The 14,496-nt window shown below is 63.1% G+C and carries 14 protein-coding genes; 10 read left to right on the forward strand and 4 right to left on the reverse strand.

Annotated features, from left to right (window positions below; genetic code table 11):
• The first annotated feature begins 40 nt into the window (after positions 1 to 40).
• From AC0NIL_RS16295 to AC0NIL_RS16325, 7 genes are all read left to right on the forward strand, one after another.
• Positions 41 to 910: an outer membrane protein assembly factor BamD gene (locus AC0NIL_RS16295; RefSeq protein ID WP_063168306.1), complete on the forward strand. Its 870-nt coding sequence runs from the start codon at positions 41 to 43 to the stop codon at positions 908 to 910.
• Positions 911 to 1,121: 211 nt separating this feature from the next.
• On the forward strand, positions 1,122 to 2,795 hold the full coding sequence (gene recN / locus AC0NIL_RS16300; RefSeq protein WP_473572036.1) for a DNA repair protein RecN: 1,674 nt from the start codon (positions 1,122 to 1,124) through the stop codon (positions 2,793 to 2,795).
• Between the two features lie 96 nt (positions 2,796 to 2,891).
• Complete coding sequence (locus tag AC0NIL_RS16305; protein WP_473572035.1) at positions 2,892 to 3,071, forward strand: hypothetical protein; 180 nt, start codon at positions 2,892 to 2,894, stop codon at positions 3,069 to 3,071.
• A gap of 162 nt (positions 3,072 to 3,233) precedes the next feature.
• Positions 3,234 to 5,438 carry an NAD-dependent DNA ligase LigA gene (ligA, locus tag AC0NIL_RS16310; protein WP_473572034.1) on the forward strand — a complete coding sequence of 735 codons (2,205 nt, stop codon included), beginning with the start codon at positions 3,234 to 3,236 and terminating at the stop codon, positions 5,436 to 5,438.
• Positions 5,438 to 6,130, forward strand: a complete 693-nt coding sequence (locus AC0NIL_RS16315) for a DUF2461 domain-containing protein (RefSeq protein WP_473572033.1) — start codon at positions 5,438 to 5,440, stop codon at positions 6,128 to 6,130. The genes ligA and AC0NIL_RS16315 overlap by 1 nt, the downstream gene beginning before the upstream one ends.
• A 157-nt stretch (positions 6,131 to 6,287) precedes the next feature.
• Entirely contained in the window at positions 6,288 to 7,016 is a 729-nt protein-coding gene (locus tag AC0NIL_RS16320) for an AzlC family ABC transporter permease (protein ID WP_063168301.1), read from the forward strand.
• Positions 7,013 to 7,309: an AzlD family protein gene (locus AC0NIL_RS16325; RefSeq protein WP_013530970.1), complete on the forward strand. Its 297-nt coding sequence runs from the start codon at positions 7,013 to 7,015 to the stop codon at positions 7,307 to 7,309. The genes AC0NIL_RS16320 and AC0NIL_RS16325 overlap by 4 nt, the downstream gene beginning before the upstream one ends.
• Positions 7,310 to 7,492: 183 nt before the next feature.
• On the opposite strand, the gene AC0NIL_RS16330 is transcribed toward AC0NIL_RS16325, so the two are convergent.
• The 3 genes from AC0NIL_RS16330 to AC0NIL_RS16340 all read right to left on the reverse strand — a co-directional run bounded on the left by AC0NIL_RS16330 (position 7,493) and on the right by AC0NIL_RS16340 (position 10,937).
• The gene (locus tag AC0NIL_RS16330) at positions 7,493 to 9,337 is read right to left on the reverse strand and encodes an aminopeptidase P family protein (protein ID WP_473572029.1); all 1,845 of its coding nucleotides are present in this window, start codon (positions 9,335 to 9,337) and stop codon (positions 7,493 to 7,495) included.
• Positions 9,338 to 9,475: 138 nt separating this feature from the next.
• The gene (locus tag AC0NIL_RS16335) at positions 9,476 to 10,348 is read right to left on the reverse strand and encodes a 50S ribosomal protein L11 methyltransferase (RefSeq protein ID WP_473572028.1); all 873 of its coding nucleotides are present in this window, start codon (positions 10,346 to 10,348) and stop codon (positions 9,476 to 9,478) included.
• Between the two features lie 10 nt (positions 10,349 to 10,358).
• Entirely contained in the window at positions 10,359 to 10,937 is a 579-nt protein-coding gene (locus tag AC0NIL_RS16340) for an SCO family protein (protein WP_013530973.1), read from the reverse strand.
• A 188-nt stretch (positions 10,938 to 11,125) separates the two neighbouring features.
• Here AC0NIL_RS16340 and AC0NIL_RS16345 point away from each other — a divergent pair, with 188 nt between their 5' ends.
• From AC0NIL_RS16345 to AC0NIL_RS16355, 3 genes are all read left to right on the forward strand, one after another.
• On the forward strand, positions 11,126 to 11,644 hold the full coding sequence (locus AC0NIL_RS16345; RefSeq protein ID WP_024501452.1) for a CreA family protein: 519 nt from the start codon (positions 11,126 to 11,128) through the stop codon (positions 11,642 to 11,644).
• Between the two features lie 138 nt (positions 11,645 to 11,782).
• On the forward strand, positions 11,783 to 12,424 hold the full coding sequence (locus tag AC0NIL_RS16350; RefSeq protein WP_063168299.1) for a transferase hexapeptide repeat family protein: 642 nt from the start codon (positions 11,783 to 11,785) through the stop codon (positions 12,422 to 12,424).
• A 190-nt stretch (positions 12,425 to 12,614) separates the two neighbouring features.
• A complete protein-coding gene (locus tag AC0NIL_RS16355; protein ID WP_013530976.1) occupies positions 12,615 to 12,908 on the forward strand; it encodes a hypothetical protein in 294 nt (97 codons plus the stop codon).
• Positions 12,909 to 13,013: 105 nt separating this feature from the next.
• Here the strand turns inward: AC0NIL_RS16355 and AC0NIL_RS16360 are convergent, their stop codons facing one another.
• Positions 13,014 to 14,261 carry a hypothetical protein gene (locus AC0NIL_RS16360; protein WP_013530977.1) on the reverse strand — a complete coding sequence of 416 codons (1,248 nt, stop codon included), beginning with the start codon at positions 14,259 to 14,261 and terminating at the stop codon, positions 13,014 to 13,016.
• Positions 14,262 to 14,496: the final 235 nt, after the last annotated feature.

Raw genomic sequence — 14,496 nt, forward strand, 5'->3', positions numbered from 1 at the left:
AACTGGCATTGAAATAGCGCCGAAAGGGCGAGATCCAATCATGTTCTTCAAGCGAGTTGGTCAATTGAAAGCACCGCAGAGGGCCGTTTTCCTGGCGCTTTCAGTAGTTGTTCCATCGCTCTTCCTGTCGGCCTGCATGTCGTCGGAGAAAGATATCGACCTGTCGACCTATGTCGACCAGACCGAGCCGGCCGATGTTCTCTACAACCAGGGCCTTGCCAATCTCAATGCCGGGCGCCTGCAGGAGGCGAGCCGCAAGTTCGACGCCGTCGACCGCCAGCATCCCTATTCGGAATGGGCCCGCAAATCGATGGTGATGGGCGCTTTCGCCGACTATCGCCAGGGCAATTACGACGAGGCGATCGGCTCGGCCAAGCGTTATCTCACGCTCTACCCGTCGACCGATGACGCCGCCTATGCGCAGTACATCATCGGCTTGAGCTATTACCGCCAGATCAAGGACGTGACGCAGGACCAGAAGGAAGCGCGCCAAACCGTTCAGACGATGCAGGATCTGGTGACGCGCTGGCCGACATCGGAATATGTCGACGACGCCAAGGAAAAGATCCGCTTCGCCAACGATCAGCTGGCCGGCAAGGAAATGCAGATCGGCCGCTACTATCTCGAGCGCCGGGAATACATCGCCGCCGTCAAGCGCTTCCGTACCGTGGTCGAGAACTATTCCAACACGCGCCATGTCGAGGAGGCGCTCGCCCGCCTGACCGAAAGCTATTACGCGATGGGCCTGACCTCTGAGGCACAGACCGCCGCCGCCGTGCTCGGCACCAACTATCCTGACAGCTCGTGGTACAAGGATTCCTACAAGCTGTTGCAGAGCAATGGGCTTGCACCGCGCGAAAATGCCGGGTCGTGGATATCCAAGGCCGGGAAATTGATCACCGGCGCCTGACCCCCAAGCAGACGCCGCGGGCTTCGCCGATGCGCCGTCTGCCTGGTTTCGTTGCTTGTCGCAGGTTCTCGTCGCAAAACCGCAGAACTTGCTTGGAGCATCGGATCGAAGCGTACGCAGCGCTTTTCGGATTGATCCGGTGCTCAAACAAAAAGATAGTGCGGCGCTGGCGACTGCAAATGGTCGCGTGCCGTCCTAGATTCGGGTTCTGATGCTCTCCAGACTGTCGATCCGCGATATCGTCCTGATCGAGAAGCTGGATATCGACTTCCAGCCGGGGCTTTCGGTGCTGACCGGCGAAACCGGTGCCGGCAAGTCCATCCTGCTCGATGCCCTGTCGCTGGCGCTTGGTGCGCGCGGCGACGCGTCGCTGGTGCGCCACGGCGCGGCGCAAGGCCAGGTCATCGCCGTCTTCGACGTGCCGCGCAACCATCCGGCCCGCACGCTGCTTGCCGACAATGCGATCGAGGATGACGGCGACATCATCCTTCGCCGCCTGCAGACCGCGGACGGCCGCACCCGTGTCTTCGTCAACGACCAGCCTTCGAGCGTCACCTTGATGCGCGATGTCGGGCGCGTGCTGGTCGAAATCCACGGCCAGCATGACGAACGCGCTCTGGTCGATCCCGGCGCGCACCGCGAGGTGCTCGACGCTTTCGGCGGCCATCTCGGCGCCGTTCGCTCGACTGGCGAGGCATGGCGGCATTGGCGCGCCTGCGAGCAGGAACTGTCGCGCCACCGTGCCAAGGTGGCGGCGGCGGCGCGCGAGGCCGACTATCTGCGCGCGGCTGTGGCGGAATTGACCAAGCTCGATCCGCAGCCGGGTGAGGAGACCGATCTTGCCGATCTGCGCGCGTCGATGATGCGGGCCGAGAAGATCGCGTCCGAAATCCATGACGCGCAGGATGTGCTGTCCGGCCCGTCGTCGCCCTTGCCGCAACTGGCCAGCCTGCTGAGGCGGCTGCAACGCAAGGTGACGGAGGCGCCCGGCCTGCTCGACGACGTGGTCAAGTCGCTCGACGAGGCGATGCTGTCGCTCGACGCGGCGCAATCGGGCGTCGAGGCCGCATTGCGCGCCACCGAATATGATCCGCAGCGGCTGGAAAAGGCGGAGGAGCGGTTGTTTTCGCTGCGCGCGGCCTCGCGCAAGCACAGCGTCGCCGTCGACGATCTGGCGCAGCTGCGCGACACGATGTCGGCCGATCTCGCCGACCTCGACGCCGGCGAGGAACGCCTGCACGGGCTGGAAAAGCAGGCCGCCGCGGCACGCGAGACCTACGACATTGCCGCCGCACAGCTGTCCTCGCTTCGTCATGCGGCGGCGGTCGGCCTGACCAAGGCGGTCATGGCGGAACTGCCGGCCCTGAAGCTCGAACGCGCGGCCTTCATCGTGGAAATGAAGAGCGATGCCGAGAGCCGCATGGAAGAGGGCATCGACCAGATCGAATTCTGGGTGCGCACCAATCCAGGCACGCGGCCAGGGCCGATGATGAAGGTGGCGTCGGGCGGCGAGCTTTCGCGCTTCCTTCTGGCGCTGAAGGTGGCACTGGCCGACCGTGGCTCGGCGCCGACGCTGGTTTTCGATGAAATCGACACCGGCGTGGGCGGCGCTGTTGCTGACGCCATCGGCCAAAGGCTGGCGCGGCTGTCGAAGCGCGTCCAGGTGCTCTCGGTGACGCATGCGCCACAAGTGGCGGCGCGCGCGGCGACGCATTTCCTGATCTCCAAATCCGGCACCACCGACCGTGTCGCGACTGGCATTGCCGAGATGGACCGGCCGGCGCGGCAAGAGGAGATCGCACGCATGCTGGCCGGCGCCACCATCACCGACGAAGCGCGTGCCGCCGCCGAACGATTGCTGCGCGAGAACATCGTGGCGTCCTGATGGCGCACGGTTCGGCAGTGGGTCGAAGCGAAGGAAGCCGAGAAGCCAACGGTTCGCGGGCCGTACAAGAAACACTCAGAGGCTTAGGAGAATCCGATGGATTTGGAAGAGGAAACTGTCGAATTGACAAAACTTCTCTCAGGAAAAACGGTGCGCCACGTTCGGCGGTTTCGTGCGGCAGAAGTACTGATTGAATTCACAGATGGAACCCGACTGTTCGTCGATGCACGGTCCGACGCGGTTGAGTGCTCAGTGACCGATGGGATTTCAGACTGACCTACCACCCACCGTTCGCTGACCGGTGAAAATCCGGGCTTTGCAACAGAGTCAGCATATGGCTCCATCCCGCTGTTTCGGCGTGGTTTTGTCAGAATTCAGCTCCCTTCCATCCGAATCCTGATCTATTGTCCCGGGCCAACAGCAGCCAGGTGCAAAGCCATGTCCGAAAAACCAGTCGATGCCCTGACCGAAAGCGAGGCCGAAGCCGAGCTGAAGCGTCTGGCGGAAGTGATCGCCGAGCACGACCGGCGCTACCATACCGAAGACGCGCCTATTATCACCGACGCGGAATATGATGCACTGGCACGGCGCAACCTTGCCATCGAGGAGCGCTTTCCAGCGCTGGTGCGCGAGGATTCGCCATCGCTCAGGGTCGGTGCGGCACCCGCGGAAGGCTTTACCAAGGTGCGCCATGCGGTGCCGATGCTCAGCCTTGCCAAGGCTTATACCGACGATGACGTCGCCGATTTCATCGAACGCGGCCGGCGATTCTTCGATCGCGACAAGGAGCTCGACATTGCCTTCACGGCCGAGCCGAAGATCGACGGGCTGTCGGCTTCGCTGCGTTACGAAAACGGTGTGTTCGTGCAAGGCGCAACGCGTGGCAACGGCGCTGTCGGCGAGGACATCACCGCCAATTTGAAGACGATCGCCGATATTCCGGCGAAGCTGAAAGGCTCGGGCTGGCCCGAAATCATCGAGATCCGCGGCGAGGTCTACATGACCTATGCGGAATTCGAGGCGTTGAAGCAGCGGTCAGCGGCGGTCGGCGGCCAGGACTACGTCAATCCGCGCAACACGGCGGCCGGTTCGCTGCGCCAGAAGGATCCGTCCGTTACCGCCAGCCGCAACCTCAAATTCTTTGCCTATGCTTGGGGCTATACGACAGCGGATCCGGCACCGACCCAATATGATTCGGTGCAGAAATTCGCCGAATGGGGGTTCAAGATCAGTCCGCTGATGGTGCGGGCGAAATCGGCCGACGAGTTGATCGCGCATTATCATCGGATCGAGGAGCAACGTTCGGCACTTGGCTATGACATCGACGGCGTCGTCTACAAGGTCGATCAGCTGGAATTGCAGCGCCGATGGGGGTTCGTGACCGGTGAACCGCGCTGGGCCGTCGCGCACAAATTTCCGGCCGAACAGGCGATGACGACTGTGCAGAAGATCGACATCCAGGTTGGCCGTACCGGCACGCTGGCGCCGGTCGCGCGGCTGGCGCCGGTCACTGTCGGTGGCGTCGTGGTCGAGAATGTCACGCTGCACAATGAGGACTACATCAAGGGCCTGGACAGCACCGGCCAGCCGATCCGCGACGGCATCGACGTGCGCATCGGCGATACGGTGGTGATCCAGCGGGCAGGCGATGTCATTCCGCAGATCGTCAGCGTCGTCATCGACAAGCGGCCGCCCGATGCCGTGCCCTACGAGTTCCCGCACACCTGTCCGATCTGCGGCTCGCCGGCGACGCGCGAGATCAACGAGAAGACCGGCAAGGAAGATTCCCGCCGCCGCTGCACCGGCGAGCTGATCTGCCCGGCGCAGGCGGTGGAAGGATTGCGCCACTTCGTGTCGCGCGGTGCCCTGGACATCGAGGGGCTGGGGGCCGAGAACATAGACACGTTCTTCAATGCGGGATTGATCAAGACCGCCGCCGATATCTTCACGCTCAAGGATCGCCGTCCGGCCGTCACCAGGGCGCTGGCCGAGCGCCGCGAGGAGCAGGCCAGGCAGCGCGAGGCCGCATCGGGCAAGACACGCAAGAATGTGCGCAGCGTCGAGGATCGCAACTATGAAAGCCTCGACAAGCTGTTCGCGGCCATCGACTCGCGCCGCGAGCCGGAACTCGACCGTTTCATCTTCGCGCTCGGCATCCGCCATATCGGCGAAACGACGGCGGCCGTGCTTGCCCGCACCTTCTCGACCATCGAGGAGCTGATCCGCGTCGGCAAGGAGACTGCGGCCGCGGAGGATCCACATACTGTTTTCCCATCGGTCAACGGCATCGGCGATACGGTGATCGATGCGCTGCGCGGCTTCTTCGGCAATGAGCGCAACGACGAGGTGCTTGAGAAGCTGCTCGAGCAGGTCAAGCCGAAGCCCTATATCGTCAACGTCTCGGCCGACAGTGAGGTCGCCGGCAAGACGGTCGTGTTCACCGGCTCGCTGGAGAAGATGACGCGCTCCGAAGCCAAGGCCATGGCGGAGCGCCTCGGCGCCAAGGTCGCGGGCTCGGTTTCGGCGAAGACGGATCTGGTGGTCGCCGGGCCGGGCGCCGGCTCCAAGCTCAAGCTTGCCAGTGAGTTCGGCATCGAGGTGATCGACGAGGATGCCTGGCTGGCGCGGATCGGCAAGGCGTGATGGAAGGTGCATTCAAGGGGTTCGGCCCAAAGGCCATTCCGTTCCTCAAGGCTCTGGATTTCCACCAGAGCCGGGAATGGTTCCTGGAGAATCGCGACCTGTTCGAAAAGGAATTGCGCGATCCCTTCGGCGATCTGGTCGACACGCTGACCGAGCGCTTCGCAAAGGCGGGGCTCGGCCTGCGCGGCGACCGCAAGAAGTCGCTGTTCCGGATCAATCGCGACGTGCGCTTCGCCAAGGACAAGCGGCCTTACAACAGGCATTTGTCGGCCATCCTGTCGCCCGACGGCACCAAGATGGAGCAGGGCGTGTTCTACGTGCATGTCGGGCTTGAGCGCTGCTTCGCCGACATTGCCTGGTGGCAGCCGGAGCCGGCGCTGCTGCTGGCGATGCGCAAGGCCATCGCGGCAAGGCCGGACAGGTTTCGCGCCCTGGTGGCGGCGTTGAAGAAGAACCGGCTTGAACTCGAGACCGAAGGCCGTATGAAGCGTACGCCACGCGGCTTCGAGGAAATCAGCGATCCCGACCTTGTCGCCGCCATCCGCAACCGGCATTTTGTCGTCCAGCATGTTATCGATCCCGCGGGAATCCATACGGCTGATCTGGTCGACGAGCTCGTCGATTTCACCTTGCGCGCCAAGCCGCTGCTCGACTGGGGCAGGGCGATCGAGGGCAAGATCCTGAAGGAATAAGCGTCTAACTCAGCCGATCCAGCGATCATTTCCGCTGATCGTTTGGCTCAAGCGAATTCGTGTGACACGGCAAGCCGCGCCACCTACATACCGCGCTTCCCTTGTTGTTGTGCATGTCGTTATCCCCCTTTTGGGCGACATGCATCAGGAGTGGTTGATGGCGACGGACGTAATTTCCGAGAGCGGCGACAGAAGCGATTTCTGGCAAGGCGTGCGGCTGTCGATGCCTGTGGTGGTGGCCTCGGCGCCCTTTGCGGTGCTGTTCGGCGCGCTCGCCGTGGACAATGGCTTCTCGGTCCTGGAAGCCTTTCTGATGAGTGCGCTGGTCTATGGCGGCGCCAGCCAGATGGTCGGCATCCAGTTGTTCGGCCAGCATGTGGCGCCGTGGCTGATCGTCCTGTCGATCTTCGCCGTCAATTTCCGCCACGTGCTCTATTCCGCCGGCATCGGCCGGCGCATCGCGCACTGGCCCCTCATCCAGCAGGCGCTTGGTTATTTCATCCTGACCGATCCGCAATTCGCGGTGGCCGAAGCGCGGGCGCAATCGGGCCGGACGGTCGGCTTTGCCTGGTATCTGGGACTTGGCTTGCCTGTCTATCTGTTCTGGATCCTCGAAAGCGCGCTTGGCGCGCTGTTCGGCAAGCTGATCCCCGACACGCACGCGCTAGGCATCGATTTCCTGCTGCCGATCTATTTCCTCGGTCTCGTGCTGGGCTTCCGCAAGCGGCCTCTGTGGCTGCCGGTGGTCATTGCCAGCGCTGCCGCCTCCATCATCGCCTACAAGACCGTGGGCTCGCCCTGGCATGTCTCGATTGGCGCTGTTGCCGGTGTGCTGCTGGCGGTCATCCTGCCTCCCCACCATAGCGGCGTAAAGGCACGGCCATGAGCACGACCTTCTGGATCATTATCGCCGGCGCAATCGCGACCTATCTGACGCGCATCGGCGGGCACCTGGTGATATCGCGCTTCGATACCATCCATCCCCGCGTCGAGGCCGGCCTCAATGCCGTGCCGGCGGCGGTGCTGACGACGCTGGTAGCGCCCGAGCTGTTGAACGCCGGCCCGGCGGAATGGGCCGCACTGGTGGTCACCGCCGTGGTTTCGCTGCGCGGTGGGTTGATGGCGATGTTTTTGGCGGGCGCGGCGGTGTTGATCGTGGCGCGGCAGTTCGTCGGGTAGGGCGTATCGATATTCAGGTGATGACGGCCTGCAAACGGCGGCTTCCTGCGCTTCCCCGTTCTACCGCGTCGCGGTAGAACTGAGCTCACGTACCCAAAAGTACGCTTCGCTCCGGTTCACGGAACCCATCGTTTTCGCTCGTCCTGACCTGAATCTCGACACGCCCTCGGCGCCTCAGAAAAATCAAATCTTCGCGTCGTGCGGCAGCGGCGCGGTGGCCTTCTCCAGCCAGGCCAGCGTTTCGCCGTCGAGCATCGGGCCGATCTCGGCCAGCACGCGCGCGTGGTACGAGTCCAGCCAATGCAACTCGTCACGCGTCAGAAGGTCCGACTGCACCAGCCTGGTATCGATCGGCGCCAGCGTCAGCGTCTCGAAGCCGTGCATGGCGATGTCGCCGCCCTCGATCTCTTGCGCCGGCGTCACCAGGATCAGGTTCTCGATGCGGATGCCGTAGGAGCCTTCCTTGTAGTAGCCGGGCTCGTTGGACAGCATCATGCCTTCGAGCAGCTTTTCGGTGCCGGTGCGGGCGATACGCTGCGGGCCTTCATGCACGGCCAGATACGAGCCGACGCCATGGCCGGTGCCGTGGGCGAAGTCGCAGCCGTGCTTCCACAGCGCCATGCGCGCGACGGCATCGATCTCGGAGCCGCGCGTGCCGGCGGGAAAGCGCAAGGTGGAAATGCCGATCATGCCTTTCAGCACCAGGGTGAAGCGTTCGCGCATCTCCTGCGTCGGCTGGCCGATCGGCACGGTGCGCGTGATGTCGGTGGTGCCGTCCTGATACTGCGCGCCGGAATCGAGCAGGAACAGCTCGCCGGCCTGCAGCTTGCGGCTGGTGGCGCGCGACACGCGGTAATGCATGATGGCGCCGTTCGGGCCGGCGCCCGAAATAGTGTCGAAGGAGACGTCGCGCAGCGGCATCTGGGTTTCCTCGCCGGTCTGCCGGCGCTGTTCCTCCAGCCTGGTGACGACAGCGATCTCGTCGAGCGAGCCGGGTTTTTGCCGCTCCAGCCAGCACAGAAGCTTCGCCACGGCCGCACCGTCACGCCGATGCGCGGCGCGCGAGCCGTTGATCTCGGCCTGGTTCTTGGTGGCGCGCGGGATTCGGGCGGGGTCGGCTGCCGCAATCACCGTGCCGCCATTGTCCTCGACCAGCATGCGCAGCCGGTCAGCCGCCAGCACCGGGTCGAGCGCGATTTTCGCGCCACTCTTGGCAAGCGCTGTGATCGCGGCTTCGAATTCGCCGGGCTCATGCGGCTCGGCGAGCTGGGTGAGGTAGGCGGCGACCTGGCGCGAGAATTTGCGCTTATCCATGAAAAGCTGGTGCGACCCATCGGCGGCGAGGATGGCGAAGCCGAGCGCCAGCGGCGTGTGCGGCACGTCGCCGCCACGGATGTTGAAGGCCCAGGCGATGGAGGAGGGGTCGGTCAGCACCGCATGGGTGGCGCCGTCCTTGGCGATCGCCGCCGCCAGCCGCGCCAGCTTGTCCTTGGCGAGCTCGCCGGCAAAGCCGATCGGGTGGAGCTCGACCGGGGCCACCGGCGCGTCGGGCTGATCCTTCCAGATGATGTCGATCGGGTTCTTGTCGAGCGGCACCAGTACGGCGCCGTTCTTGTCGACTGAGGCCTGCAGCGCCTTGACCTCGCTGATCGTGTGCAGCCATGGATCGAAGCCGAGCCGTGCGCCCTTGCCAAGATTGTCTTTCAGCCAGACAGCCGGCGGATTGTCGACCAGGCTTTCGATTGAAAAGACGTCGAGATCGACCTCGCTGCGCACCTGCAGCGTGTAGCGCCCGTCGACAAAGACGAAGGCGCGGTCGCGCAGGATGATGGCGACGCCGGCCGAGCCGCTGAAGCCGGTCAGCCATTTCAGCCGCGCCGAACGATCGGCGACATATTCGCCCTGATGCTCGTCGGCACGCGGGACGATGAAGCCGTCCAGCCCGTTGGCTTCAAGCCATTGGCGCAGCAGCGCCACGCGCGGTTTGCCGACGGCCGGGTCGCCCGCGGAATCGAAGGTCTGGAACATGGTGGGCCTCCTGCATGTCCGCGCAACCGTAGCGTACGGTCGCGGAAATCGGAATCGATTTCCGGCTGCGCGCAACCTGCTACAGCATCGCCGGACTGACAACTGGGGGAATTTGGTCCGGGCTCGGTCGGTGCCGGTCTAATGCTTCAGGTGGATCGTCACCCAGCCCTCGCGGTGCAAGGTTCTGACATGGCGGAAATTCTGGCCGACATAGGCCGAGATGACCGCGTCCCGCTGGCGCTCGAGGATGCCCGACAGCACGATCGAACCGCCAAGTGCGATATGATGGGCCATTTGCGGCGCCAGCCGCATCAGCGGCCGCGCCAATATGTTGGCGACGATCAGATCGAAGGGCGCGCGCGTGCCGAAGATCGGATGGTGAAAGCCGGGCGCGGTTGCTGTTTCCACCAGTGCCTTGACGTGGTTGAGCCGCGCATTGGCGGCAGCCACCCGCACCGCCACCGGATCGATGTCGGTGGCCAGCACCGGAATATGCGCCAGCTTGGCGACGGCGATCGCCAGTACCGCGCTGCCGGTGCCGAGGTCGAGCGCATTGCGCGGGTGTTCGCGCCGGACCACTCTTTCCAGCATTTCCAGGCAGCCGGCGGTGGTGCCGTGATGGCCGGTGCCGAAGGCGAGGCCGGCTTCGATTTCGATGGCGAGTTCGCCGCTGTGGCGTTTCCTGCGGTCATGTGCGCCGTGGACGAAGAAACGTCCGGCACGCACCGGCTTCAGCTCTTCCAGCGAATGCGCCACCCAGTCGATGTCGGGCAGGGGCTCGCGCTCGATCGGCTTCGACAGGGAAAGGCCGGCAAGGATGTCCTTCAAGCGGGTCTCGACCGCATCGATGTCGCCATCGGCATAGAGCGATACTTCGTGGATGTCCTTGTCCTCGTCGACCTCCAGCACGGCGATCGGCAGCCCCTCTTCCTCGAAGGCCGCCTCAAGCGCCGCGAAAATGCTGACGGACTTGATCTTTCCGGTGGTGAAGTAAAGGCGCGTCTGGGTCATGAAATGGTAATCAGCCTTTCGCCGCCAGCCGCTTCAGCTTGGCGATGGCCGTATCGGCGCTTTCGCCGTAGGCGATTGTGCCGGCAAAATCGCCCTTGGCGTTGAGCAGCAGCACCGAGGCGGTATGATCCATCGTGTAGTCGCCGTCGCCGGTGTCGACCTTCTTCCAATAGATGCCGAACGACTTGGCCATGGCATGGACCTTGTCCGGAGCGCCCGTGATGCCGACGATACGGTCGGAGAAATTGCTGACATAGGCGTTCATCACCTCAGGCGTGTCGCGCTCCGGATCGACCGATACGAAATAGGCGTGCAGGTTCTTGCCGTCGTCGCCGAGCGTCTTCAGCCAGCCGGCCAGTTCGAACAGCGTGGTCGGGCAGACCTCGGGGCAATGGGTGAAGCCGAAGAAGACGACGCTGGGCTGGCCCCGGAAGGCGGCTTCGGTGATCGGCGCGCCTTTCTGGTCGACCAGAGTAAAGGCGGCCCCGAATGGCTCGCCGCCATAGTGGCCGCGATACCAGTCGAAGGTCAGCCAGCCGATGCCGGCCGCCATCAGGACGAGAATACCGACCAGGATAGAACGCATCATCAGAAAAGTCCGTCTGCAGAAATCGTCGCGCCGGCTCAATGCCGCGCCTGTGTGACAGTCTTAGCGGTTCGGCCCCGCACAGGCAAAGTGCCGCGTTGCCGCAACCGCTGCGGTGTCGACCTATCTGCTTGCAAAGCCGGGCCGCTCGCCCCACCTGTGACCGGCAACTCGAACCGCAGGAGGGTCCCTTGCAACGACTGATTGGGCACGGACTGATTGGGCGAAGACTGATCGGCGGTGCCTTGGCCGCGTGCGTTGTCCTAGGTGCCGGGGCCGCCGTGGCCGATGAAGTCGGCAAGGTCGGCGTCGACTGGCTCGGCAACGACATCATCGTCGAGGCGATCAAGGACCCCAAGGTGGAGGGCGTGACATGTCACGTCTCCTATTTCGATCGCGGCATCATCGATCGCCTGCACAAGGGCAACTGGTTCGAGGATCCGTCCGATTCCTCGATCTCCTGCCGCCAGACCGGCCCGATCACCATCGGCGACATCGACATGAGCGAGGGCGGCGAGGAAGTGTTCAAGCAAGGCATCAGCCTGATCTGGAAGAAGCAGGTGGTGAACCGTATCTACGACAAGGCCAACGAGACGCTGATCTATCTCTCGCATTCGCGCCAGGTGCAGAACGGCTCGGCGAAAATGTCGGTCACCACCGTGCCGCTCTACGGCCAGAACGTGGTGTGGAGCAAAGGCAAGCCGCAATAGGCGATTCAGTTCCTTCCCGGGCGCACGATTGGCCCCGCTTGCGGGACCAATCGCCTGGGCGAATCCTTGCCGGGAAACGATCTGACGGACGATTGGCCCCGCTTGCGGGACCAATCGCCTAGGGGTAAAGCCGCCGGCATGGACCGTTCCGAAGATCTCGTCCCGAAAGACCCCGAGCCACGCATCCATCCGACCGCGGAGTTGAAGGCGTGCAAGCTTGGGCGTTATGCCTCGATCGGCGAGCGGGTGGTGCTTCGCGAGGTCACCGTCGGCGACTTCTCCTATTTCGAACGCCATTCGGAAGCGATCTACACGACGATCGGCAAATTCTGCTCGATCGCCGCCAACAGCCGCATCAATGCGCTGGAGCATCCCATAGAGCGGCTGACCCAGCACAAGCTCAGCTACCGGCCGAACGAGTATTTTCGCTGGCTGGGCGTCGATGCCGCCTTCCGCGAACGGCGGCAGGCGAAAGCCGTGACCATCGGCCATGATGTCTGGATCGGCCACGGCGCGGTGATCATGCCCGGGGTCACCATCGGCAATGGCGCGGTGGTCGGCGCCAACGCAGTGGTGACGCGTGATGTGCCGCCTTACGCGATCGTCGCCGGCGTGCCGGCGAAGGCTCTCCGGCCACGCTTCGCTCCGGATATCGCGGCGCGGATCGAAGCTCTCGCCTGGTGGAACTGGCCGGTCGAAAAGCTCGCCAGAGCGGTTCCCGACATGCAGGCAATGCCGATCGAAGCATTCCTCGATCGTTGGGAAAACGACGCCGTCTGACCAGCTCAAGACGTCGACGGTAACCAATTTTCTTAACGTAAAATATTAAAGTTAAGAAATGGAAAACGGATTGTATCCGTGAAATTAAACACTCCAAGGTTGCAAGACTTTCGGCAAAATGCACTACTCGTTTCGGGGGTAAGTCGTAAGAAGTCGAAGAAAACACTACTAGCAACAATGGAGAGAAGTCATGAAGAAGTTCGCTTTTGTACTCACCGCTGCTATGGTTTCGTTCTCGACTGTCGGCGCCTATGCCGGCGGCTGGGGAGGTAGCTCGGGTAGCCTGATCAATGTGTCGCCGTCCATCGGTGTCGGCCAGGTGACCGCGCTCAATGGCATCCTGAGTGGCAACAACATCCTGAGCGGCAATGTCGTCCAGGGCATTCTGAACGGCAACAAGACCAACGTCCTTACCGGCGTTCTCAGCGGTATCGGCGTCAATGTCCTTGGCGGCAACAGCTACAAGCTGGGCGGCCGTCACTGAGCAGGAAAGTCACGGGCATCCTTATGTCACGTGTCGTGGGCAGGAGGGTCTTCAACACCCTCCTGCCTCCGCTTGTGGGCCTACCCAGTCAAGCGCGGGAATGAGCTAGATCTTCGCCCGCAGGCCCACAAATGCATCGACCGTGTGTTCGCGCTCGTCGATCACGGTCTTGAAGGTCTCGGAAACGTCGACGCGAACGACAATGGCCATCGATTTGGTCGCGTTGTACGTCGCTTCGGCATAGACGCCCTTGCGGCGCTCCTGGTTCTCGTAGAGCAAATTGTCCTTGAGCTCATAGAAGATGCCGGAAGCGATGCCGAGGTTTTCGCGCACCTTCATGCCAAGTTCCAGTTCCGCGCGCTGCAGCCACGAAGCCAGGGGGTCGTCGGTTTCGGACGTTTCGTAGCGGCCGAAATAGGTGCCGCGCAGCTCGAAGCCGTGCGGCAGAGGCTTGCCGAAGGTGACTTGCCAGGTCGGACGCCAGCGCTGGTAGATGTTATCGGCGCCACGCAGGAACTGCGCACCCAGCGCCACGCCGAGCGTCGAACCGTCGGTGGCCTTGTAGGCCGCCTCGGCGCGCAGCGTATAGGCGTTGAACGACAGGAACAGCGGCGGGTAACCGATTTCCTCGACGCTGGCGAAGAGCGCAGACGCGGACGCGCCGAAGGCAAGCTGGCCAACTGTCCGGGTGACCCGAGCCGCCAACTGGAAGAGATTGCGGTCGGCATGCAGCTTCGCCGGCAAGATGAGATCTTCCTGGAAATGCGTCGCGCCGAGCTTTTCGTAGCTGTCGGCGGCCTCGAGGATCAGCGATGTGGCGTTGCCGAGGTCGATGCCGAGTTGTGTCTGGGCGCCGAAGACCTGCTTGAACTCCCGCGTACCCAGCGTCAGCGGGCCGATATCCAGATTGTCGCCGGTGCTGGAGACGCGATAGCTCAGCGATCCCCTCAGTTCGAGACCCGGGCCGAGCCGGCGGAAGGCCTCGGCCGACAGCGACAATCCGCGGTCGTCCTCGATCGACGTCTTGTCGTAATGCGTTACCTGGAAGTCCGCGCTGAATTTCGCGTTGGCGTCGTTGTCGCCCCATTGCTGCTGCAGCGAACCGCGCAACAGTGTGTACCAGTCCTTGACCGCATGGTCGCTGTCCAGCGCGTTGTTGGTCCAATGCCTTTCGAGACTGCCGGTGATTGTCGGATCGGTCGCTATTTCGGCAGCCGGTGCTGTTGATGGTTCTGCCCTGGCGGTCACGGCCGCGCAGGCCATCAGCAGGCCTAGGCCGGCGCTGCCAAGCAATCTGCGGGAAAGTGGAGCGACCGTCTGTCCTTCTGCCGGTCGGCGCTTTCGGGAAACCATGCTCCGCGCTCTCCGGACTGAAACCCCTTCCGCCATGCGGGGGTGGCGCAGCGGAAGGGGCTGGAGGTAAACCGCTGTGAAGCGGAAGGAACAGGCACTCTTGCCTGCAGGAGTACTGTGGCATTGAACCCATAAGGTGTGTTTTCCAGACTATTCTCCCTATGCGTGTAGGCAATTGTACCTGAGGTATTTGTTCGCATCGGGAACCTGAAGCGGTCGCTGATTGTTTCTCATC

The sequence above is a fragment of the Mesorhizobium sp. WSM1343 genome (assembly GCF_055901535.1).